This window comes from Roseibium sp. R5 (assembly GCF_055755305.1).
On record NZ_CM146910.1, the window covers coordinates 1,916,122 to 1,936,659 of the forward strand.

Genomic DNA, 20,538 nt, shown 5'->3' on the forward strand with positions numbered 1-20,538 from the left:
AGCTCTAGTGCTGATGCTCAGGCGCTTTGTTTTGTAAATTCTTGCATGCCGGCGAGCGTTTCCGGTCTGGAGATCAGGTCGAGGAACCGGGCCTTTTCCCGATCAAGCCGCTCCTTCACCAGTTGCCGGCGCGGTTCATCCCAGACGTTTTGACGCGTCGCGATATGGGTCTGCGCAAATCGGCAGGAAATTCCGGTGACCCATTCTGCTATCTTCGGTTCAATATCGGATGGGGCGCAAACGTGGGTCGCCAGTCCGAAACGCCGTGCCTCTTCCGCTGAGAGCCGCGAGTTGAGATACTGAATTTCCAGTGCTTTGGCGGTGCCGATCTTTTCGGGCAGCATTGCTGTCCAGCCGCCATCCGGGGCAAATCCAACTTCAGAATAGTATGGTTGAATGAATGCGGTGTTCGACAGCGCGACCATGTCTGCTGCCAGCACCAAGCCTGTTGAACCGCCGGTGACAGGGCCGTTCACGGCTGCCAGAACCGGTGATGGAAAGGCAAGAAGAGACAGGACCACATCATGCAGGGCGCCAACCAGCTGATCCGCGTAGGCCAGCAGCTGGTCTTGTGATCCTGCCTGGTCGAGAAAACCGCCGATATCTCCACCGGTCGAAAAACTGCGGCCCCTTGCGGAGAGGACGAGCGCCGTAGGTTTCTTTGCTTCAGCCAGTTTGAGTGCTGTAAAAAGCTCATCTAATAGAGGCTGGGTGAGTGCGTTGTGGCGCGCAGGCCGGTTCAGATAGAGCCATATGGCACCATCTTTGTGCTCGGTATCTACCAGGGTCATGGCTTCAGGCCGTTGGCGATCAAATCATGGGCGCTGTCGACAAGCTCGGGAATGGTTTTCTGAGTATTGAAGACGACCAGTTGCTCTCCGAGCGCGCGGGCAATTCCCATCAGAGCCCACGCCCGCGTTTCCGCATCACCCTCAGAAATCTGACCCTTTTTGACTGCGGCTGTAAGGCCTACCCGGTATCCGGAAGCGAATTTCGCGTAGTACTCGCGGTATGCGGCTGGATCAACGAACAGGGCTTCCTGAACGATCTTATAAAGGTTTGGATGGGCTCGCACGAACCTCAAGAATGCGGTCAGGCCGGCCTTCTCGACATTCAGGTGGTCCGTCAGCGTTGACGTCGATTCGGAAATCGAGTGACGGACGAGCCGGCCCATCTCCAAGACCAGTTCCGAGAAGACCTGCTCCTTGGTTTTGAAATAGATGTAAAAGGTACCTTGGGCGACACCAGCCTCGCTGGTAATGTGACCGATGGAGGCGTCGTTGTATCCCTTTTCTCCAATGACCCGTTCTGCCGCCGCCAGTATGGCGCGCCTTGTAGCTTCACCGCGCGCCGTCTTGGGCTGCGGTGTCGCAGCTTTTGCGCTCGTTTTCGCGGACGCGTGCTTGTTCGGTGCGGCGGTGGTTCCCATGGATCAATTCCGGTTTCTTCAAACATGAATCAGTATTCATGTTTTGCGGTGATGTGCAAGCGATAATCTCAGGGAGCATGCATACGTGGGTTGGGCTCGTCGGCAATCTTCGGCCTATGGCGTATCGCCGCAGAGCCGTTTTTGATTTTTGTCATGGAACTAAGTTTGATATTTAGTTTTGAATGAATATAAGGTGAGCCTCTGGCCGAAATGAGCCAGATCGCCTTTTTGAAGAGCGAACGCGCAGCCCGGACGCAGGCTGATGTGGAAATGAATGAGCAGCCGGGGCTGGACCTGGCGGATTGAGGGAGCCGCACCATGGACGTGAATGCGTACCTGGAAGATCGACTGAGCAAACTCCATGATAATGGCAATTACCGCGTGTTCGCGGATTTGGAGCGGCATTCAGGCGATTTCCCGAAGGCAACGCGTTACCGCGAAGATGGATCAACCCAGGAAGTGACCGTCTGGTGCTCAAATGACTACCTTGGCATGGGGCAGCACGAGAAGGTGACAAACGCCATGCAGGACGTGCTTTCAAAGTGCGGCGCTGGCGCAGGTGGGACCCGAAACATTTCCGGCACCAATCACTATCACGTCTTGTTGGAAAAAGAGCTGGCGGACCTTCATGCAAAGGACGCGGCGCTTATTTTCACGTCCGGCTATGTGTCGAACTGGGCGGCGCTCGGAACGCTGGCATCAGAAGTTCCAGGAATGATCGTCTATTCCGATGCGCTCAATCATGCGTCTATGATCGAAGGCATTCGCCACGCCCGTTGCGAAAAGCGGATCTTCAAGCACAATGATGTCGCCGACCTTGAGCGTCTGATGGCAGCTGATGACCCGAATGCACCGAAGCTTGTGGCATTCGAGAGCGTCTATTCCATGGACGGTGATATCGCTCCGATCAAGGAAATCTGCGACGTCGCCGACAGGTTCGGCGCCATGACCTACCTTGATGAAGTTCATGCCGTCGGCATGTACGGCCCGCGCGGTGGTGGTGTTGCCGAACAAGAAGGCCTCATGGACCGGTTGACCATCATCGAGGGCACCCTCGGCAAGGCTTTCGGTGTCATGGGTGGTTACATCACCGGTTCCAAGACCGTGGTTGATTTCATTCGCTCGTTTGCATCCGGCTTCATTTTTACAACGGCTTTGCCGCCGGCTCTTGCGGCCGGAGCCGCTGCTTCGATCAAACACCTGAAAGCCAGCCCGTTTGAACGCAAGGCGCACAAAGACCGGGTGGCTCAAGTTCGCGCAGCGCTGGACAAAAGCGGCATCCCGCACATGGACAACCCGAGCCATATCGTCCCGGTGATGGTGGGTGATGCGAAGAAGTGCAAGTGGATCTCGGACATTTTGCTGGATACCTATGGCATTTACGTTCAGCCGATCAACTATCCAACCGTGCCGGTCGGCACGGAACGGCTGCGCTTTACCCCGACGCCATTGCACACGGCAGATGACATTGAACGTCTTGTCAATGCGATCAACGACCTTTGGTCACAGTGTGCTCTGGCCCGCGCGGTCGCCTGATCTCAGGACTTTTTAGTCGACATGTAATTTACTTGGAATTTCTCAAGAATGGCGCGGGTTGACCCGCGAGGTTCTTGAGAAAGCCGTTGGCTATGCCTATTTGCCGCCGCGCTTTGCCTGACCGGAAGCTGGCAACATAGACCAGCAGTTTGCCGAGAATTTTGAAGAACGTAATCCAGCGGTTTCCAAGCTGCATTTTGTCCATCAAATAGCCCCACGACCAGCCGAAGGAAATGTCCTTGATCCGGTTGGCCGAGACGGTATTTCCTGAAGACCCATCTCCAATATGCTTGGCGCTGGCGTCAGCCACAAAGCGCATGGGTTGATTGAGTTTTCGAAATCGCAGCGAAAGTTCATCATCTTCAAAATACAAAAAGATATTCGTGTCGAAGCCGCCGTATTGAATGAATGGCTTTCTCCGCACTAGCAATACTGCGCCGCTGACGGTATCCACGTTTTGATCTGTTGATGGGGGAACGCGGTTTCGTACACGCGGATCAAACCTGGTTTCGTAGCGAAAGAACTCGCTGCCGTCCGGCTTGAAGATTCTCGGAATGAAAAGACTGCAATCAGAGTTTCGTGCAGCTGCGCCCAAGAGTGCTTGCACGGCCTTTGTTGAAATCTGCACATCAGGATTGGCGATCAGTGCGAATTCGGTCTCGATCTTTTCAAGGCCGGCCATAATCGCGTTGGCGTATCCGACGTTCTGGTCGAGGTTCAGCACCTCATAGCCAAGAGTTTGAGCCTCGGCGGGTGTATTGTCACTGCTGGCATTGTCGACAGCGAGTGTCGCAAGCTCGTGCGCCGGGATACGTGAGTACTCAAGCACGTCCGCGCTGTTAAAGGTCACGATTAAACGTGTGACGGTCGAGAGGTCTTGCGGTGACGCCATCAGATTGATTTACATTTCTCTTCACGTGATCCCGGATGCGGCAAAGTGCAGCAAGCGCCAGTGTATCTGGACTATGATTTCTTACGTTTGAACCTGTGCCAGCATATCGTCGAACATTTTTTCCAGTTCGACGAGATCGACTTCGGTGCTGGCGGTGAACGTCCGGCCTTCCGGGTTCTTCGTGAGCGTCGAGCGATAACAAAAGCCAAACTCGCGAGCCATCATTGCATAATGCGGAGAGCCCATGCTCGGGCTGAACAGCTCGATAATGCCTGTCGGTTTTCCTGCGCGGAAAATCATATTTGTCAAGGCAGCCCCGTGAGCACCGGCAATAATGGGGGCCTTTGCAAACCGGTTTGCCTGTTCCTTGAGGGTCATGGTTGCCGGATCAAGCACCTCAAAACCAGCTTTCTCGGCAAGGCGTGAAACCTTGTCCTGGTTTCGAAACAAACGGCCATTGGGGGCCGTGCTGCTCCGGATCGTGAAGACAGGTCTGTCAGGCTGTTCAGGGGTTTTATTCCTGAACACGCTGGCAATCCACGTCATCGTGTCCGCGTTGCAGAAAAATGGTAAAGCCAAATATGCCTGATCGACCTTTACGATCTCTCGCCGACCTTGAACGATAACATCGCGTCCAAAGAACGCGCCCAGTTCCTGAGCCTGACGAAAAAACGGTGTGTTGGCTGATACCGCATTTACAAGAAAGGGGATCGAGCGCGGCAAGCCGAACTGTTCCACCAGCCAAACCTTGTTCATGATGAACATGAAAAAGTGGAAATAGTTATCGCCGAAGACGTGATGAAGCACGATAGCTTCTGGAAGTTGGCGGGAGGGTGACTTCCTATGGGCAAAAAAGAGCGGACTGCGCTCGCGTTCTGGCAAGTCACTGGTTTTCCAGATCACGCGCCCTTGGTGAAACAGGACACCAATCTTGGGGTCGACTGAACAGGGGGCCAGGGCTTTGTAAAGGCCTTCCCTCTCTGTCGCGCCTTTTCGTTCTTCTGCCCACGCTCTTGCTTGTTCAGGCATTGGGGCGGCCGTTTCAAAACAGAAAGGGTCACTTGTGCGCTCAAGCAAAGGCTGCAGCAGATCTGAACGGGGACGTGCCGGCAGAAGTGAGTCGCACAGCCGCAGCAATGGTTTTCTTAAGCGGTGGTATTGATCGCGAAACGGATAATTCATTTTGCCGGCCGCATTTTTGCGTTTTCTCGGAAAGTCGTTTTCGCAGTTAAAGCTAAATACTGGTGGCAGCCAGTTAAGCTGCCGAAGAGTTGTCGCTAGCTACCACACACAGTTTCCAGTGACAATTTCTTTTGGGGAAGCAATGATGTCGTCGGCTTTTGTTAGGTATCAAGCTCTGGTTGCCGGCTTCGGTCCGGCTCGTCCTTTCGCTAGTTGCCTTCGACGATCCTGACTTTGTCTGGCCAAAACGCGTAGTGGTTTTTCAGCTGGAGGCTCATCTGAAGCGGTGTCTTATAGACCCAGCCAATCTCATCTCCGCCAATGGCTACATAGCTCGCATCTCCTTTAATCGGGCAATGCGTCGATTTGCTAAGCTCAGAGAAGGGCGACTGGAGGCTGTTTTCCGGTACATAGATGACCGGATCATAAACGCCTCTACCAACCTCCATTACACGAATGGCATTTGTTGTCTCGGCAAGCAGGGCTTCACCTGCAAAAACGCGGATGTTCCGCGTGACCGGTTTGATGACCATCAGATGGTTTGGATCTTTCGGGTTTCGAATGGCATCCACAAAGGCGGGTGATTGAAGTACTGGATCCACTGTCATGATCAATCCTGCGGTAGAGGGGTATGTGGCGGTGCCTTGGGTGGTTACAAAAGCGACCGGAACTCTGATTTTCGTCCAATCTATACCACCACAAGATCCGAAGTGGTCCTTTTCCAGCCAAGCATAGCTTGCAATTCATTCAGCTTTTGCGCTCAAAAGAACTCCCAACCTTTTCGTCTTGGAGACAGAATATGGCTACCAACCCCCAAGAGTTGCTACGTGCTCTTTTTGAGCGGGCCGTTGAGGTTGCTGATCCGATGAAGAGCCTTGCGAGCCAGTTGCCTGCAAAACCTGATGGCAGGGTTGTTGTGATCGGTGCTGGAAAAGCGTCCGCACGAATGGCAGAGGCCGTTGAGGCAGAATGGGGGGCTTGTGAAGGGTTGGTCATCACTCGCTACGGCTATGGGCGCCCCACAAAGGGCATTGAGATTGTCGAGGCTGCGCACCCGGTGCCGGACAAGGCCGGACAGGACGCGACGAAACGCATGCTGGAGTTGCTATCCAATCTTGACGGGGATGATTGCGTTCTTGCCCTCATTTCCGGTGGTGCATCAGCTCTTTTGACCGCACCCGCAGGAGCCATCAGTCTTGAAGAGAAACAGGCGGTCAATCAGGCGCTGCTCGCATCCGGCGCGCCGATCGGCCAAATGAACGTTGTTCGCAAGCATCTGAGCCGGGTGAAGGGGGGGCAGCTTGCGGCCGCTGCTTATCCGGCAAAGATGGTGGCATTGCTTTTGTCCGATGTTCCAGGAGATGATCCGGCTGAGATCGGGTCCGGGCCAACGGTCGGGGACGGCAGTACTCCGGAAGATGCCCTTCAAATCCTCGCACGATGGAGCATAGATGTACCGGGCTCGGTTTCGGAGGTCCTCTCTGGGCAAACCGGAGTTTTGCCGCCAGACCATGAACGTCTGGGCCGCGTGACAAACACTATCTTTGCCGCGCCGTCGCAGTCCTTGGAAGCTGCGAGAAGCCTTGCAGGGAAGGCTGGATGCGACGTCGAGATCCTTGGTGATGCCTTGGAAGGCGAGGCGCGAGATGTTGCCGCAACACATGCGGACCTTGCTCTGCAAAGGCAAAAAGAGCGGGGAGCATCAGAGCGGCCTTTGATCCTGTTGTCGGGTGGAGAATTGACGGTTACGCGGCGCGGCGACGGAGTTGGCGGTCCCAATGCAGAATATGCATTAGCTTTGGCAAATTCGCTCAAAGGTGCAGCGGGTATCCATGCGATTGCTTGCGATACAGACGGTGTCGATGGCGCAGCCGAAGTGGCCGGCGCGATTATCGGTCCTGACACCCCTTCCAGGGCCACTGCGAGGGGTGTGTCGATGAGTGACGCGCTTGACCGGAATGATGCTCATGAGTTTTTCAGAGCAATTGGTGATCAGGTCGTGACAGGTCCAACACTGACGAATGTGAATGATTTCCGGGCAATTTACATCAATGGAGTGTGAGGCATGCTGCAGCACTGTGTTTTGCTGTCGTTGAGGGATCCGGATAATCTATCAGCGCTCGTTGAACCGATGGCGTTGATTTCAGGGCTAGTAGATAAACTTTCTGGCGTGCTTTCAGTCACACATGGTCCGAACCTCGATCTGGAGGGCAAATCGAAGCCGTTTCAATATGGGTTTATTGTAACGGTCAGCGATGAAGCTGTTCTTGCCGACTATGCGCCGCATCCGGATCATCAAAAGGCCGCTGCAATGTTGATCGCTGCTTGCGAAGGTGGTGCAGACGGCATTCTCGTGGCTGATATTCGCTGTGGCTGATGGAAACGCTGGATCGCCAATCTCCATCTAAGTCACAGAGAGGTAACTCCTTTTTGTTATTCTAGTGGCAAATGACCTGAAACACCTCGAAAGAATGGGCAAAAAGGAAGCCGCGTGTCTGAAGTGACCCTTACCCGGGCAGTGCGAATGCCGGACCAATTCCGTATTGCGCGGTTTTCGTCCAATCCCAAGCTCGGTCCGCGGCTTTTGTTCTTTAGCGGCGGCTCCGCGCTGAATGATGTTTCAAGGTGCCTGAAAAGGTATACGCACAACTCCATTCACCTTGTGACGCCTTTTGATTCCGGAGGCAGTTCACAAGGGTTGCGGCTTGCCTTCGATATGCCTGCGATAGGTGATCTCAGAAGCCGTCTGATGGCTCTTGCAGATGAAACCGTTCTTGGTCAGCCCGATGTGTTCCGGCTGTTCACGCATCGGTTTGCCAAAGAGTCTGGACAAGAGGAACTGGCAGGTGAGCTTGAGGCGATGATCGCCGGCATCCATCCGCTCGTGGCAGTCGTTGAACAACCGATGCGGACGCTCATTCAAAACCAGCTGCGGACGTTTCAGAAGGGGTGCCCGCCAACGTTTGATTTGCGCGGCGCAAGCATCGGCAATCTCATTCTTGCCGGTGGTTATCTTAACCAAAACAAACAGTTGGAACCTATTATCTTCCTGGTCGCAAAACTGGTTGGCGTGCTCGGCCATGTTAAGGCTGTATCCGATGACAATCTGCATCTGGCGGCCAAGCTCGAAACCGGCGACATTGTCGTCGGACAGCACCTTCTCACAGGCAAAGAACAAGCGCCGTTGACGTCGCCGATTGAGGAGATATTCCTGAACAGAAGCTTGCAAACACGGGAACCGGCGGTGTCCGTGTTCCCGGAACGCAATACGGCTTTGGTGCAGTCTGCGGATCTCATCTGCTATTCCCCCGGCAGCCTGTACACAAGCCTGATTGCCAGCCTTTTGCCTCGGGGTGTTGGCCGAGCTGTTGCCAGCCGCACGGTTCCCAAAGTGTATGTGCCCAGTTTGGGTCATGATCCCGAAGCGCCCGGAATGACGCTTGAGGATCGCGTTCAGGCATTGCTTGCTTATCTTCGAAAAGATGCCGGTAGCGATTGCCCGGTCGAACAGCTGTTGAATTTTGTCGTAACGGATCAAAGCACGGAAGAAGATGATATCGGGGCAGTGGAGCAACTTGGCATTACCGTTTTGCGGCTGGATCTGATATCCAGCAAATCAGATCCTTATTACGACCCGGTGCCGCTCTGTGAGGCGCTGGTTTCCCTGACTTGACCGATAAAGGATGCGAAGGAAACGCCCATGAAACGGACCCCGATGCTGAATCGGCACATGAGTACGCTGATCGCCTCCCTCGGGCACATGGATGAAATCGTTGTTGCAGACGCTGGTCTTCCGGTGCCGCCGGGCGTCGATGTCATTGACTTGGCTGTTTCGCCTGGGGTGCCCGGCTTCTTTGATATCCTGGATGTTCTGACGAGCGAATTGGTAGTCGAGAAAGCTGTTTTCGCCGAAGAGGCAAGTGCGGAACTGGCGACCGAGATCGAAGTTCGGCTGGCCCATTGGGCTGCGGAAACCGGCAAGCCGATCGAGCATGACCGGGTGCCTCACGAGGACTTCAAAACGCGGACGAAGCAGGCGCGCGCCGTTATTCGCACGGGCGAATGCACACCTTATGCGAATGTCATTCTGGTCTCGGGTGTACCGTTCTAGCGGCCTGTTTTCAGATCTGCCAACATCGAGTCCGCGCCTTTTCTGCGCGGGCTTAACTGTTTTGTATAAAGTACTGGTCGACCAGCTGCGGGCGAGTGCTCTTCTGATTTACCGATAGAGGCATACTCTCAGGGGAGTGTGTGCGTGGTAACACTGCCAAGCTGGCGCTGTTTGGATCTGTTCCGAAACCTTTCCGATTGAAGTTTCGTTTATCTGCCAAAGCCTTCCCGTTCTGCAAAAACGAATTTTTGAGTTTCCAAAACCGATTTTGTTGACTTCCGAAATCGGTTTTGGAACCATTATCGAAATAAATCGCCTTCGATCATCTGAGCCGCAGGCATAAAGAAATTCGGGCCGCTCGGCCTTTGGGAGGAAAAATGTCGGGTCACCGCGGGTCAGTGACGATTGACGACGTTGCGCGCCATGTGGGCGTCGCAAAGGGAACCGTTTCGCGGGTCCTGAACAATTACACCGACATTTCCCAAGCCACCCGCGAGCGCATCCTGAAAGCCGTCAAGGATCTTGGTTATCAGCCGTCGGCGACTGCCCGTAACTTGAAACGGGGTCGGCAGGATACGCTCGGCATTGTCATACCCGTTGGGCATGGCAATGGCGCTGATCCATTTCTGTCTGAGTTTATCGATGGAATTGCACGGGCCTTGGATGAACTCGGGATTGATCTCCTGGTGACAACCGCCCACTCGCGGGATCACATGATCGAGACGCTTCAGCGTCTTATTGCCCGGCGGAAGGTCGATGGTTTTATTCTCACCAGAACCGAAGTTGAAGATCCGCGTATTGCGTTCTTGAGCGAACAAGGCTTTCCCTTCGTCACGCACGGCCGGTCGCATCTTCCTGACACCCATGCGTGGTTCGACATCGACAATGAAAAAACCTTCGCCGATGGCGTGCGGCATATCTACAGCCTCGGACACAGCCGCATCGGATTCATAGGCGGATCGCTAGAGCTGAATTTCGCGCTCCAGCGCCGGGATGGCTACCGTGCCGGTCTCGAGGCGTTGGGCGTATCTTATGATCCCGCTCTTGAAACATTCGTGGACCTCAACGAAGAAGGCGGTTTTGCTGGAGCGGAACGACTTCTGGCGGGCAACGATCTGCCGCCCACCGCCTTGTTGTGCGTGACAGATGCGCTTGCGATTGGCGCTATTCAATATTGCCGGAAACATGGCCTGACCGTCGGTTCTGATGTCACGATCATCGGCTATGACGGACTGCCCTTTGGTGACTATCTCGAGCCGCCGCTTACCACCTTTTCGCAAAGTGCGTCGGAAGCAGGCAGCCGCGTCGCCCGGATGTTGATCGATGTTTTAGACGGCAAAGATCCGAAGACCCTCAAGGCACTTTCAGAAGCAACTTTGATCCGGCGCGTATCAGACGGCGCGCCGCATAAGACACCGGAGGCACTGGCAGAAGTGCTCCGGTCCCGGCTGAACCAACAGCCATAACTGGCAGTAAGGGAGACTGACATGATTGGGAGGAGCACTTTCCTGACCTCGACCATTGCGGGTGTACTCGCATTGGGCATTACGGTGGCTCAGGCGCAAACCCTGCGTTTCTGGACGACGGAAGAGCAGCCGGAGCGGCTGGCGAAACAGGAAGAACTGGCTGCGGCCTTCAAGGACAAAACCGGCATCGAGGTTGATGTCATTCCAGTCACGGAATCCGATCTTGGAACCCGTGCTACCGCAGCTTTCGCTGCCGGTGATCTGCCGGATGTGATTTATCACACCCTGCAGTATGCGCTGCCATGGGCAGAGGCCGGTATCCTGGACACCGAAGCGGCGACAGAGGTTCTGGAAAATCTGGGAACCGATACATTTGCGCCTGGCGCAGTGGCAATGGCCGCGGTCGAAGGTGGGATTGCTTCTGTGCCGGTTGATGGCTGGACACAAATGGTTGTCTATCGCAAGGATCTTTTCGATGCGAATGGCCTCGCAGCTCCTGACAGCTACGAGAACATTTTGGCAGCGGTTGAGAAACTGCATAACCCGCCGAAAATGTTTGCATTCGTCGCAGCCACCAAGGTTGATGAGAACTTTATGAGCCAGGTGCTCGAGCATGTTCTTTTGGCCAATGGCGTCAGCCCGGTTGGCAATGACGGCTTCAAGCCGCTGGACGAGAAAAAGACGATCGAAGCACTCGAGTTCTATAAAGCAATTGCAGAGGCATCTCCTCCAGGAGATCTGTTTTGGAAGCAGTCTCGCGAGCTATACTTTGCCGGCAAAGCGGCCATGATCATCTGGTCTCCGTTCATTCTCGATGAGCTCGCCGGTCTTCGCGACAGTGCCCCGCCAACCATTTCCGATGACCCGACATCCAAAGAACTGGCGTCAAAAACCGGTATCGTGACAACCTTGAAGGGCCCGTCAAATCCGGATGGCGCTGCCTGGGGGGATGTGCGTTACTTCGGCATCACAAACGATGCGGACACGGACGCTGCCATGCAGTTTGTAGAGTTCTCGATGGATGACGGTTACATGTCGACCCTGTCGATCGCACCGGAGGGCAAGTTCCCAATCCGCCGAGGCACCAAAGACAATCCGACAGCGTTTGTTGAAGGCTGGTCCAAGTTGCCGGTTGGTGTGGACCGCAAGGCACCGTTGACCGATCTTTATGATGCCGAGACCATCAGCACCATTGTTGCCGGTCTCGATACGGCTGCGCGTTGGGGCGTCAAGGAAGGACAGTTGTCTTTGGCCTCCAAGATTATCAATAGCCAGGCGATCAACCGGCTTGTCCGGGAATACATTGATGGCGAACGGGACGCAGCACAGACCGTTGCTCAGATGAACGAAGAACTGGCCAAGATCCAGTAACTGCAAAATGGCCCGTGTTCTCGAACACGGGCCAACCCCATCGGCCATCACCCCTCATTGAAAGAGGGCCTTTGCACTATGAAGTTTCGACGGGTTGAACCGTCGAGGCACAGGGACTTTTTGCCCTATCTCTGTCCGTTTGAAACTTGAGCAGGAAACCATGACCGCGCAGGACAAGACCATCGCTGAGCGCCGGCCGCCGAAAGGCATTGGACCGATGCAACGACGGGAGATGCGGCTCGCCTACCTGATGTTGGCGCCAACATTCCTGATCATTCTCGCCATTGTTGCCGGTCCGTTGCTTGCCAATTTCTGGATCAGCTTCAAGCCGGTTCAACTCGCGGACCTCCGGCCCCCAAGTGTGCTGGTAAACGAACGCATGCGCGGCAATCCGGAAAGTGCAGGCGATGCGGCGACACTCGAATACCGGCTGCGCAACTCCTCGCAGGACAAGGAAATCCGGGATGTTGTTTTGCGGGACACACTCCCTGACGGGTTCGACGTAACGAGCGTGCCTGAGGTTTGCGCGCTTCAAGGCGTGTCGATCACATGTGACATCGGAACTGTTCCGCCAAAATGGCGTGAGCGGCTGCGCTTTGAGGGAACAGTAACCCCGGCCTATTTGGCAGCTGACCGCCCCGAGCGGGCAAGCATCCCCGAGGTGTCGGGCGATGCAGACAATGTCCTGACAAACCTCGACTTCACCTTCGACAATTTCGTCCGGATCTTTGATGCAGATGAATTTTGGTCGGTGCTGCGGGTGACGTTCTATTACACGATCTTCGGAACTGCCGGAGCATTGGTGCTCGGGCTGTTTGCTGCTCAACTTTTGAACACGACGTTCAGGGGGCGCGGGTTTCTTCGCGGACTGTTCCTCTTTCCTTACGTCTCGCCGGTGATTGCCGTTGCCTTCACCTGGGTGGTTCTGTTCGACCCGTTTTCCGGAACCTTAAACGCGCTTTTGACGAAAATGGGTGTAGTTGCGGACCCGATCAATTTCTTTGGTCAGCGGGCCGTGGAGTTTTCATTCTTCGGGATCCCGATGGAGTTTCCTCTGGCGCTGTCGACCGTGATTGCATTTGAGGCATGGCGTTACTTCCCCTTGTCTTTCCTGTTCATTCTCGCGCGCATGCAGTCCCTCAACACAGATATCTATGAAGCGGCTGAAATGGATGGTGCAACGCCGCTACAGCAGTTCTGGTACCTGTCCTTGCCGCAGTTGATGGGCATCCTGTCGGTCCTGTTCCTTCTCCGTTTCATTTGGACCTTCAACAAGTTCGACGACATCTTCCTTCTGACTGGCGGGAATGCCGGAACGAGAACGTTGACAGTTGATGTTTATGAACAAGGGTTTGCCCTGTCCAACCTTGGAGCAGGGGCTGCGGTAGCCGTGGTGATCTTTGTTGTCCTCGTTACGTTCGCGACACTCTTCCTGCACTTCTCACCAAAGGAGGAAGGCCTATGAGACCCGGCAGCATTCTTCTGATAGCCATCACGGGCCTTATTTGGGGCGTGATTGCCATGGTGGTGATCGGGGTTACCTTGACCCTTATCACTGGCGAAGTGGCTCTGCCTCAGGCGACCGCCGCGGGAGTGGCGGGCTTGATTGGAGCGCTGGCTCTGGTTTGGAGGCAGACTGCGGACATAAAAGGGATGCCTGCCTGGGTGCTGTCCGCGGTCGTCCTGACGTTGATTCTGCTGTTGGGTACGTTCGCGGCGCCTTTCACTTTGCCTCTAAACAACGTTCCCTTTTGGCAATTGGCCGGACTGCTCGCCTTCGTTGCCAGCGTCACGGCGGCCAACCATGTGAGCCTTAATGGCGCAACTCTCGGGTCGATGTCGCGGTACGAACGCGAGGTGATCTACATCCGAATCTTCAAGGGAATTGGTTTCGTCGTCTTCACGATTATCGTCGCGCTGCCCTTTTACGTGATGGTGATGACATCGCTGAAAAGTCAGCAGGCGTTGCTTGCCAATCCGCTTGATCTGTCGATCGACCTCTCGCAAGGGTTTGACGGGCTCTTCCGGTCCTATGTCGAGCTCTTCACGCAGTTCAATTTCGGCCGCTATCTGATGGTCTCGGCCATCGTGTCGGTGGGTACCGTGATCCTGACGCTGCTGTTTTCGGTGCCCGGCGCTTATGCGGTCTCCCGGTTGCGGTTTCCGGGGCAGGCGCTTTTGTCCCGTTCGGTGCTCCTGATCTACATGGTTCCGGCGATTGTTCTTGTGATCCCGCTTTATGCCGTCTTCTCACAGCTGGGGCTGCGCAACACGTTGACCGGTTTGCTGATTGTCTATCCAGCAACAACAATTCCGGTCGCGCTCTATATGTTGCAAGGTTATTTCCGAGGTTTGCCGTCTGAATTGGAAGAAGCTGGCCTGATGGACGGATTGTCCAGGCTTGGGGTGATCATGAAGATCACGCTGCCGTTGTCATTGCCGGCATTGGCCTCTGTATCGCTCTATGTGTTCATGATTGCCTGGAACGAGTTCCTGTTTGCTTTCATGTTCCTCGATGATCCGGACATATTTACCCTGTCGCGCGGTGTGGTTTCGCTGAACTCTTCGGAGGTTCCGCGCCAGCACCTTATGGCAGGCGCAGTGATCGCGACCGTTCCGGTTCTCTTCATCTTTCTTTGGTTCGAACGCTTCCTTGTCCAAGGCCTGACGGCCGGCAGTGTGAAGGGCTAACCAACTCATCAAAGAGCTCACAAGAAGCTCAAGGAGATCTTCGTGTCACAGATTGAGTTAGACCAAGTCGCCCGGAAAATCCTGACCGACAACGACCAGGGTGGATACACGGTGCCGACAAAGGGGCTTTACCCCTACCAATGGAACTGGGATTCGGTCTTTGTTGCCCGAGGTTTTGCGACCTTCGACACCGACCGGGCCTGGCGGGAGATAGAGCTTCTCTTCGAGGGGCAATGGCGAGACGGGATGGTCCCGCATATCCTGTTCCGGAAGGACGATCCGAGTTACTTCCCCGGCCCATCCGTTTGGGGAACAGATGGCGGACCCATTCCAAGTTCAGGCCACTCTCAGCCTCCGGTCGCCGCAACCATCGTCCAGGACTTGCTGGAACTTGATGCCTCTGACGCCGCTCTGGATCGGGCGAAGTTGCTCTTCCCAAAAATCCTTCAATGGCACCGTTGGTTCATGGCTTACCGGGATCCAGACAATCTCGGCGTAATTGCTGTGATTCATCCCTGGGAATCAGGACGGGACAATCTTCCGGACTGGGATGACGCCTTGCGCGGTGTCGAAATCAAGGATGTCGCTCCATACGAGCGGAAAGATACCTCTCATGTCGATCCGGCCATGCGCCCGCACAAAGAGGACTATGACCGCTACCTTTCTATCGTTGCGGCTTGCCGGAAAGTGGGTTGGGATCCCGAGAAGGTTGCCCGAACCTGTCCGTTTTTTGTGGCTGACCCCGGTATTACCTTCATTCTCTTGAGAGCTTGCCGAGATCTCTTGGCACTCGCCGATCGCCTCGGAGAAACTGCCGCGCAGCCGGAAATTGAGGGATGGATCAGCCGGATGGAAACGGGCGCTGCGCGTCTGTGGAATGCAGAGCTCAAGGCACACGTTGCCATGAACCTGCGAACCGGGAAACAGACCGACGGTGTTTCAAGTGCGTCTTTCCTTGCGCCCTATGCAGGCCTTACTGATCCTGAGGTGTTAAAGCCGCTTCAGGAACATTTCGACCGGATCAGCGCAAAGGTGCGATATCTGATGCCGTCCTACGATCCGGAGCATCAAGCCTATGAGCATTTGCGTTACTGGCGCGGCCCTGTCTGGGCGATGGTCAATTTCATGATTGCTCGCGGTTTCGCGGAAGTTGGTGACCCAGGCCGGTCTGACAGGCTTCGGCGTGACACGGCGGCGCTCATTCAAACCGGCGGATTTGCGGAATATTTCAGCCCGGAAACGGCAGAAGCTGCCGGTGGCGGATCATTCTCTTGGACAGCGGCGATCTGGCTTGCCTGGGCAAGACCATCGCAAGCAGATCAAGCGGCTTAAGGGGGCAGCAGATATGGGTGCAATCCAGCTCAAGAGTGTCGAGAAGTGGTTCGGTGATCTGCAAGTCATCAAGGGAATTGATCTCGATATCCAGGACGGTGAATTCGTCATCTTTGTCGGCCCATCCGGGTGCGGAAAGTCCACTTTGCTGCGTCTGATTTCCGGACTTGAAGAATCGAGCCGCGGCGCAATCGAGATTGACGGCAAGGACGTCACCGCATTGCCGCCCTCCGGGCGCGGTCTTTCAATGGTGTTTCAGTCCTATGCGCTTTATCCGCACATGTCCGTTCGGGAGAATGTAGGGTTCGGCCTGAAGACTGCAGGCGTGCCAAAAGCGGAGATCGACCGGAAAGTGAACGCGGCGGCGGAGATTCTAAAGCTGGATGATTACCTTGAACGTAGGCCCAAAGCTTTGTCCGGTGGTCAGCGGCAACGTGTTGCCATCGGCCGGGCCATTGTTCGCGAACCAAGCGCCTTCTTGTTTGATGAGCCGTTATCCAACCTGGATGCCGCGCTGCGTGTTGAAATGCGGTTCGAAGTTGCCCGACTCCACAAGAGTCTTGGAACGACCATGATCTACGTGACCCATGATCAGGTCGAGGCGATGACACTTGCGGACAAAATTGTTGTCCTGCAGGCTGGCGAGATCGAGCAAGTCGGCTCTCCGCGCGAACTCTATGAGCGGCCCGACAATCTTTTCGTTGCCCAGTTTATCGGGTCCCCGAAGATGAATGTTCTGCCCTGTTCAGTAACAGGAGATACGTTCTCGCTCGATGGACATGGCGGTGGCCATTACCCGCATGGTGGTGCATCCGGTGCGCCGGTCAAACTGGGCATCCGGCCGGAACACATGCTGGTTGTTGCACCGGAAGAGGGGCACTGTTCGGGCACCGTTGAGGTTGCCGAATATCTCGGGGCTGACACGTTCCTTTATGTCGCGCTTGATGGCCTTGATACTGTCCTGGTGCGGATCAGCGGCAGTGAAGAAATCGCAGAAGGGACCCGCATCGGACTGAAGTTCGATGAAAGCCGCATGCACTTCTTTGACAAGGACGACCGAGCGATCCGCAGTGGTTGATGAGGTGTTTTTACAACGTATACAATGCGGAATGTCGGTAATAGGATAAAGCATCGGTCGCGAACACTTCAATTGTGAAGGGGGCGGTGCTTATCATGACTATCCTGCGCAGCATCCTGCTGGCCTTCGGTGTTCTCGTGAGTGCTTGCGCGGCCAATGTTCATGCCGCTGGCTTCCGTGTCACATTCGTTAATCCAGGTGGGGACAGCGGGTTTTGGGGCCATGTTTCAAAGACCATGCAGGCGGCGGCTGCAGACTTCGATGTCGATCTTGAAATTTTGAATGCCGACCGGCGACCCTATTATATGGAGAAGCTCTTACAGGAGCGTCTCAGCAAGGGAGATCTGCCTGACTTTTTCATCTTGGTGAATGAGCTTCAGGAAGGTGCCCGGTTGATGCAGCTGCTTGATGGGCAGCCGGTTGAGACAGTATTTCTTCTAAACACGTTGACCCAATCCCAGTACGGAGTTTTGAACGAGCGCGTTCAGTCCTCGATCATCGGGTCCATTACCCCAAACAATGAATGGGCCGGCTATGAGATGGCGCAGTCCCTAGTCTCCTTCGGAAAAACCGGAGGTGCAGCCAACGGCGGCCTAAGGATGTTGGCCCTCACCGGCGACGATAGCACGCCGGCGGCTCTCGACCGGCAAAGGGGTATGGAACAGGCTGCGGCTGACAGCGGTGTCGATCTAATCGGCGCAGTACCGGTGAATTGGAACGAAGAGACTGCTTATGAGCGGACAAAGTCGTTTTTGAATCGGACGAAGGTTGATGCCATCTGGGGCGCGAATGACGCCATTGCCCTTGGAGCAAAACGGGCAGCAATCGAGCTTGGTATGAAGCCCGGTGAGAATATTGCCTTTGCTGGGTTGAATTGGTCAAAAGCGGGGATGGAGGCGGTCAAGAATGGACAGTTGACCATGACGCATGGCGGTCATTTTTTCGCCGGAGCCTGGGTCATCGTGATGCTCTATGATTACTACAACCGACCCGCACCCAAGAGTGCACTAGATAATGTGTCTTTCCAGATGTCCGCGATCACCCGGGATAACGTCAATCTCTTCCTCGACCGGTTGGGTGATCAGAACTGGGCCAAGATCGATTTTCTCCGTTTCAGTCAGGCTATGACCGGCCTGTCGCAGTACGATTTTTCAGCAACTGCGATCTTGAATGCTGCAAAGAATTGAAGCCGCAGCGTGAGGTTTGAGACTTAATTGTCGCTGGTCGTTTGTTCTTGCCTTGATTGAGTGAAGCTGAAACCTTCCCGGATGATTCTGGAGGTGAGGTGTTTCATGAACAACAAAAACGAAACTCAGTCTGGTGGCTATAATCCTGAGACTGAAGGCGCGGAAATGGCGTTTTCCGGCAAAATGTCATACGGCGACTACCTCGGTCTTGAGACTATCCTGAGCTCGCAAGCTCCCTTGTCGAAGGCTCCGGATGAGTTGCTGTTCATTATTCAACACCAAACGTCCGAGCTTTGGATGAAGTTGATGCTTCACGAGTTGGAAGGGGCACGGACAGCCATTGCCGAAGATCACATGCCGGAAGCGATGAAGCTGCTTGCACGTGTCAGCAGGATCATGGAGCAATTGAATTCTGCGTGGGACGTGCTTCGGACCATGACACCAAGCGATTACACACAGTTCCGGGATTCACTCGGATTGTCCTCCGGGTTCCAGTCCCTGCAATACCGCCTGATCGAATATGCCCTTGGAAACCGCAATCTTGCGATGATCCGTCCGCATGAACATGTCCCCGAAAACGTCGATTTGCTGCATCAGGAACTTGCCAAGCCAAGCCTTTATCAGGTGGTGCTGTCATTTGCGCAGCGGCAAGGACTGGACGTTCCTGAGCATGTGATCGCAAAACCATCGGACAAACCGCATGACGAGGTGCCCGAAATCGTGGACCTTTGGCAGAAGGTCTATCGTGATCCCGCACAATATTGGGCGCTTTATGAAGTGGGTGAAAAGCTGGTTGACCTGGAAGACTACTTCCGGCGTTGGCGGTTCAATCACGTCACCACGGTGGAACGTGTGATTGGATTCAAGCGAGGCACCGGCGGCACGGGAGGTGTGACCTATCTGAAGCGCATGCTGGAGGTCGAACTGTTCCCCGAACTCTGGCATGTCCGGACGGAACTCTGAGCGCACCTGGCAAGATTTACGGTCAAGCAGAAGAAGCATTGCCAATTCCGATCCTCGAGTTAAGCTGCTGATCAAGGACCTGAAAAACAAGGTCCGGGAGCAGTTGAACAGAGGGGAAGTTCTGATGTTGAAGAGACTTGCGGCAACAGCAAGTGTGCTGGCCATGCTGAGCGGTGCCGCCGTGGCGGAGCCGGTCAAAGTTGGCATGATCACCACGTTGTCCGGTGGCGGCGCCGGGCTTGGTATCGATGTGCGGGATGGTTTCCTGCTTGCTGTGAAACAGGCAGGCAACTCCGACCTGGAAGTGATCGTTGAAGACGATCAACGCAAACCGGATGTGGCTGTGAAGCTGGCGGACAAGTTGGTGCAGTCGGAAAATGTTGACGTTCTGACCGGCATTATCTGGTCAAATCTTGCTATGGCCGTCGTGCCATCTGTAACCGCCCAGGGCAAATTCTATCTGTCGCCAAATGCGGGGCCATCCGCTCTCGCAGGTAAAGGCTGCCACCCGAACTATTTCAATGTGGCCTGGCAGAACGACAATTTGCACGAAGCAGCCGGTGCCTACGCCAAGGACCAAGGCTACAAGAACAGCTTCATTCTGGCGCCGAACTATCCGGCCGGCAAAGACGCGTTGACAGGGTACAAGCGGTTTTATGGTGGTGAGCTGGCTGGCGAGCTTTATACCAAACTCGGCCAGACTGACTACGCCGCAGAGCTTGCTCAGATCCGGGCCTCCGGTGCTGATAGCGTGTTCTTTTTCCTGCCAGGTGGCATGGGGATTTCCTTCCTGAAGCAGTACGCGGACAGTGGAATCGACCTTCCGGTCGTTGGGCCGGCGTTCTCTTTCGACCAAGGCATTCTGCAAGCTGTCGGCGATGCGGCGATGGGCGTGAAAAACACCAGCCAGTGGTCAAAGGACATCGACAATCCGGCCAACAAGGCCTTCGTCGAAAGCTTCCAGGCTGAATATGGCCGCCTGCCGTCGCTCTATGCGTCACAAGGCTTTGACACCGCCAATCTTCTGCTGTCGGCGATGGCCAAGGCGGATGTGAAGGATGCTGATGCATTCCGCGCGGCACTCAAGGAAGCTGATTTCGCATCGACCCGTGGTGACTTCAAGTTTGGCGACAATCACCACCCGATCCAGGACATCTATGTCCGCGAAGTCATCAAGGAAGGCGATGTCTATACCAACAAGATCATTGCCACCGGCTTGAGCGATCATGCGGATGCCTACGCTGGTGAGTGCAGCATGTAAAATCGACCATCAACGGTTATCAAAAGCCCGGGCACATTG

General features: G+C 55.0%; 19 protein-coding genes. 14 read left to right on the forward strand and 5 right to left on the reverse strand.

All coding sequences use genetic code 11. The annotated features are described in order from the left end of the window. Positions 1-17: 17 nt before the first annotated feature. Positions 18-791: an enoyl-CoA hydratase/isomerase family protein gene (locus tag AC0J4F_RS08890; RefSeq protein WP_133951620.1), complete on the reverse strand. Its 774-nt coding sequence runs from the start codon at positions 789-791 to the stop codon at positions 18-20. Then, the gene (locus AC0J4F_RS08895; protein WP_133951622.1) at positions 788-1,429 is read right to left on the reverse strand and encodes a TetR/AcrR family transcriptional regulator; all 642 of its coding nucleotides are present in this window, start codon (positions 1,427-1,429) and stop codon (positions 788-790) included. Before AC0J4F_RS08895 ends, AC0J4F_RS08890 begins: the two co-directional genes overlap by 4 nt. Before the next feature lie 318 nt (positions 1,430-1,747). On the opposite strand from AC0J4F_RS08895, the gene hemA reads away from it, so the two are divergent. Further along, on the forward strand, positions 1,748-2,965 hold the full coding sequence (gene hemA, locus AC0J4F_RS08900; protein WP_133951623.1) for a 5-aminolevulinate synthase: 1,218 nt from the start codon (positions 1,748-1,750) through the stop codon (positions 2,963-2,965). A 28-nt stretch (positions 2,966-2,993) separates the two neighbouring features. Here the strand turns inward: hemA and AC0J4F_RS08905 are convergent, their stop codons facing one another. The 3 genes from AC0J4F_RS08905 to AC0J4F_RS08915 all read right to left on the reverse strand — a co-directional run bounded on the left by AC0J4F_RS08905 (position 2,994) and on the right by AC0J4F_RS08915 (position 5,647). Then, the gene (locus AC0J4F_RS08905; protein WP_473026001.1) at positions 2,994-3,857 is read right to left on the reverse strand and encodes a glycosyltransferase; all 864 of its coding nucleotides are present in this window, start codon (positions 3,855-3,857) and stop codon (positions 2,994-2,996) included. A gap of 81 nt (positions 3,858-3,938) precedes the next feature. Further along, positions 3,939-4,886, reverse strand: a complete 948-nt coding sequence (locus tag AC0J4F_RS08910; RefSeq protein WP_473026002.1) for a glycosyltransferase family 61 protein — start codon at positions 4,884-4,886, stop codon at positions 3,939-3,941. A 362-nt stretch (positions 4,887-5,248) separates the two neighbouring features. Next, positions 5,249-5,647 carry a DUF427 domain-containing protein gene (locus AC0J4F_RS08915; protein WP_473026003.1) on the reverse strand — a complete coding sequence of 133 codons (399 nt, stop codon included), beginning with the start codon at positions 5,645-5,647 and terminating at the stop codon, positions 5,249-5,251. A gap of 191 nt (positions 5,648-5,838) precedes the next feature. Here AC0J4F_RS08915 and AC0J4F_RS08920 point away from each other — a divergent pair, with 191 nt between their 5' ends. From AC0J4F_RS08920 to AC0J4F_RS08980, 13 genes are all read left to right on the forward strand, one after another. After that, the gene (locus AC0J4F_RS08920) at positions 5,839-7,101 is read left to right on the forward strand and encodes a glycerate kinase type-2 family protein (RefSeq protein WP_473026004.1); all 1,263 of its coding nucleotides are present in this window, start codon (positions 5,839-5,841) and stop codon (positions 7,099-7,101) included. Positions 7,102-7,104: 3 nt separating this feature from the next. Next, positions 7,105-7,416 carry a Dabb family protein gene (locus AC0J4F_RS08925; protein ID WP_133951633.1) on the forward strand — a complete coding sequence of 104 codons (312 nt, stop codon included), beginning with the start codon at positions 7,105-7,107 and terminating at the stop codon, positions 7,414-7,416. A gap of 147 nt (positions 7,417-7,563) precedes the next feature. Beyond that, complete coding sequence (locus tag AC0J4F_RS08930; RefSeq protein WP_473026416.1) at positions 7,564-8,712, forward strand: GAK system CofD-like protein; 1,149 nt, start codon at positions 7,564-7,566, stop codon at positions 8,710-8,712. 27 nt (positions 8,713-8,739) lie between these two features. Beyond that, the gene (rbsD, locus tag AC0J4F_RS08935) at positions 8,740-9,150 is read left to right on the forward strand and encodes a D-ribose pyranase (protein ID WP_473026005.1); all 411 of its coding nucleotides are present in this window, start codon (positions 8,740-8,742) and stop codon (positions 9,148-9,150) included. A 377-nt stretch (positions 9,151-9,527) separates the two neighbouring features. Continuing rightward, the gene (locus AC0J4F_RS08940; RefSeq protein WP_473026006.1) at positions 9,528-10,616 is read left to right on the forward strand and encodes a LacI family DNA-binding transcriptional regulator; all 1,089 of its coding nucleotides are present in this window, start codon (positions 9,528-9,530) and stop codon (positions 10,614-10,616) included. A gap of 21 nt (positions 10,617-10,637) precedes the next feature. Beyond that, positions 10,638-11,987: an ABC transporter substrate-binding protein gene (locus tag AC0J4F_RS08945; protein WP_473026007.1), complete on the forward strand. Its 1,350-nt coding sequence runs from the start codon at positions 10,638-10,640 to the stop codon at positions 11,985-11,987. A 160-nt stretch (positions 11,988-12,147) separates the two neighbouring features. After that, positions 12,148-13,452, forward strand: coding sequence for a carbohydrate ABC transporter permease (locus AC0J4F_RS08950; RefSeq protein ID WP_473026008.1), 1,305 nt, complete (start codon positions 12,148-12,150; stop codon positions 13,450-13,452). After that, positions 13,449-14,678 carry a carbohydrate ABC transporter permease gene (locus AC0J4F_RS08955; RefSeq protein WP_133951643.1) on the forward strand — a complete coding sequence of 410 codons (1,230 nt, stop codon included), beginning with the start codon at positions 13,449-13,451 and terminating at the stop codon, positions 14,676-14,678. The genes AC0J4F_RS08950 and AC0J4F_RS08955 overlap by 4 nt, the downstream gene beginning before the upstream one ends. 42 nt (positions 14,679-14,720) lie before the next feature. Continuing rightward, a complete protein-coding gene (locus tag AC0J4F_RS08960) occupies positions 14,721-16,010 on the forward strand; it encodes an MGH1-like glycoside hydrolase domain-containing protein (protein WP_133951644.1) in 1,290 nt (429 codons plus the stop codon). A gap of 13 nt (positions 16,011-16,023) precedes the next feature. Continuing rightward, a complete protein-coding gene (locus AC0J4F_RS08965; RefSeq protein WP_473026009.1) occupies positions 16,024-17,088 on the forward strand; it encodes an ABC transporter ATP-binding protein in 1,065 nt (354 codons plus the stop codon). Positions 17,089-17,183: 95 nt separating this feature from the next. Next, positions 17,184-18,275: an ABC transporter substrate-binding protein gene (locus AC0J4F_RS08970; protein ID WP_473026010.1), complete on the forward strand. Its 1,092-nt coding sequence runs from the start codon at positions 17,184-17,186 to the stop codon at positions 18,273-18,275. A 105-nt stretch (positions 18,276-18,380) separates the two neighbouring features. Further along, complete coding sequence (gene kynA / locus AC0J4F_RS08975) at positions 18,381-19,238, forward strand: tryptophan 2,3-dioxygenase (protein ID WP_473026011.1); 858 nt, start codon at positions 18,381-18,383, stop codon at positions 19,236-19,238. A gap of 124 nt (positions 19,239-19,362) precedes the next feature. Further along, positions 19,363-20,499 (forward strand): ABC transporter substrate-binding protein, encoded by a 1,137-nt coding sequence (locus AC0J4F_RS08980; protein WP_209174704.1) that lies wholly within the window; start codon positions 19,363-19,365, stop codon positions 20,497-20,499. Positions 20,500-20,538: the final 39 nt, after the last annotated feature.

Bases quoted from the DNA above. Each gene is read 5' to 3' on its own strand.
- AC0J4F_RS08890 (WP_133951620.1), bottom strand. From the start codon at position 791: ATGACCCTGGTAGATACCGAGCACAAAGATGGTGCCATATGGCTCTAT.
- AC0J4F_RS08895 (WP_133951622.1), bottom strand. From the start codon at position 1,429: ATGGGAACCACCGCCGCACCGAACAAGCACGCGTCCGCGAAAACGAGC.
- hemA (WP_133951623.1), top strand. From the start codon at position 1,748: ATGGACGTGAATGCGTACCTGGAAGATCGACTGAGCAAACTCCATGAT.
- AC0J4F_RS08905 (WP_473026001.1), bottom strand. From the start codon at position 3,857: ATGGCGTCACCGCAAGACCTCTCGACCGTCACACGTTTAATCGTGACC.
- AC0J4F_RS08910 (WP_473026002.1), bottom strand. From the start codon at position 4,886: ATGCCTGAACAAGCAAGAGCGTGGGCAGAAGAACGAAAAGGCGCGACA.
- AC0J4F_RS08915 (WP_473026003.1), bottom strand. From the start codon at position 5,647: ATGACAGTGGATCCAGTACTTCAATCACCCGCCTTTGTGGATGCCATT.
- AC0J4F_RS08920 (WP_473026004.1), top strand. From the start codon at position 5,839: ATGGCTACCAACCCCCAAGAGTTGCTACGTGCTCTTTTTGAGCGGGCC.
- AC0J4F_RS08925 (WP_133951633.1), top strand. From the start codon at position 7,105: ATGCTGCAGCACTGTGTTTTGCTGTCGTTGAGGGATCCGGATAATCTA.
- AC0J4F_RS08930 (WP_473026416.1), top strand. From the start codon at position 7,564: ATGCCGGACCAATTCCGTATTGCGCGGTTTTCGTCCAATCCCAAGCTC.
- rbsD (WP_473026005.1), top strand. From the start codon at position 8,740: ATGAAACGGACCCCGATGCTGAATCGGCACATGAGTACGCTGATCGCC.
- AC0J4F_RS08940 (WP_473026006.1), top strand. From the start codon at position 9,528: ATGTCGGGTCACCGCGGGTCAGTGACGATTGACGACGTTGCGCGCCAT.
- AC0J4F_RS08945 (WP_473026007.1), top strand. From the start codon at position 10,638: ATGATTGGGAGGAGCACTTTCCTGACCTCGACCATTGCGGGTGTACTC.
- AC0J4F_RS08950 (WP_473026008.1), top strand. From the start codon at position 12,148: ATGACCGCGCAGGACAAGACCATCGCTGAGCGCCGGCCGCCGAAAGGC.
- AC0J4F_RS08955 (WP_133951643.1), top strand. From the start codon at position 13,449: ATGAGACCCGGCAGCATTCTTCTGATAGCCATCACGGGCCTTATTTGG.
- AC0J4F_RS08965 (WP_473026009.1), top strand. From the start codon at position 16,024: ATGGGTGCAATCCAGCTCAAGAGTGTCGAGAAGTGGTTCGGTGATCTG.
- AC0J4F_RS08970 (WP_473026010.1), top strand. From the start codon at position 17,184: ATGACTATCCTGCGCAGCATCCTGCTGGCCTTCGGTGTTCTCGTGAGT.
- kynA (WP_473026011.1), top strand. From the start codon at position 18,381: ATGAACAACAAAAACGAAACTCAGTCTGGTGGCTATAATCCTGAGACT.
- AC0J4F_RS08980 (WP_209174704.1), top strand. From the start codon at position 19,363: ATGTTGAAGAGACTTGCGGCAACAGCAAGTGTGCTGGCCATGCTGAGC.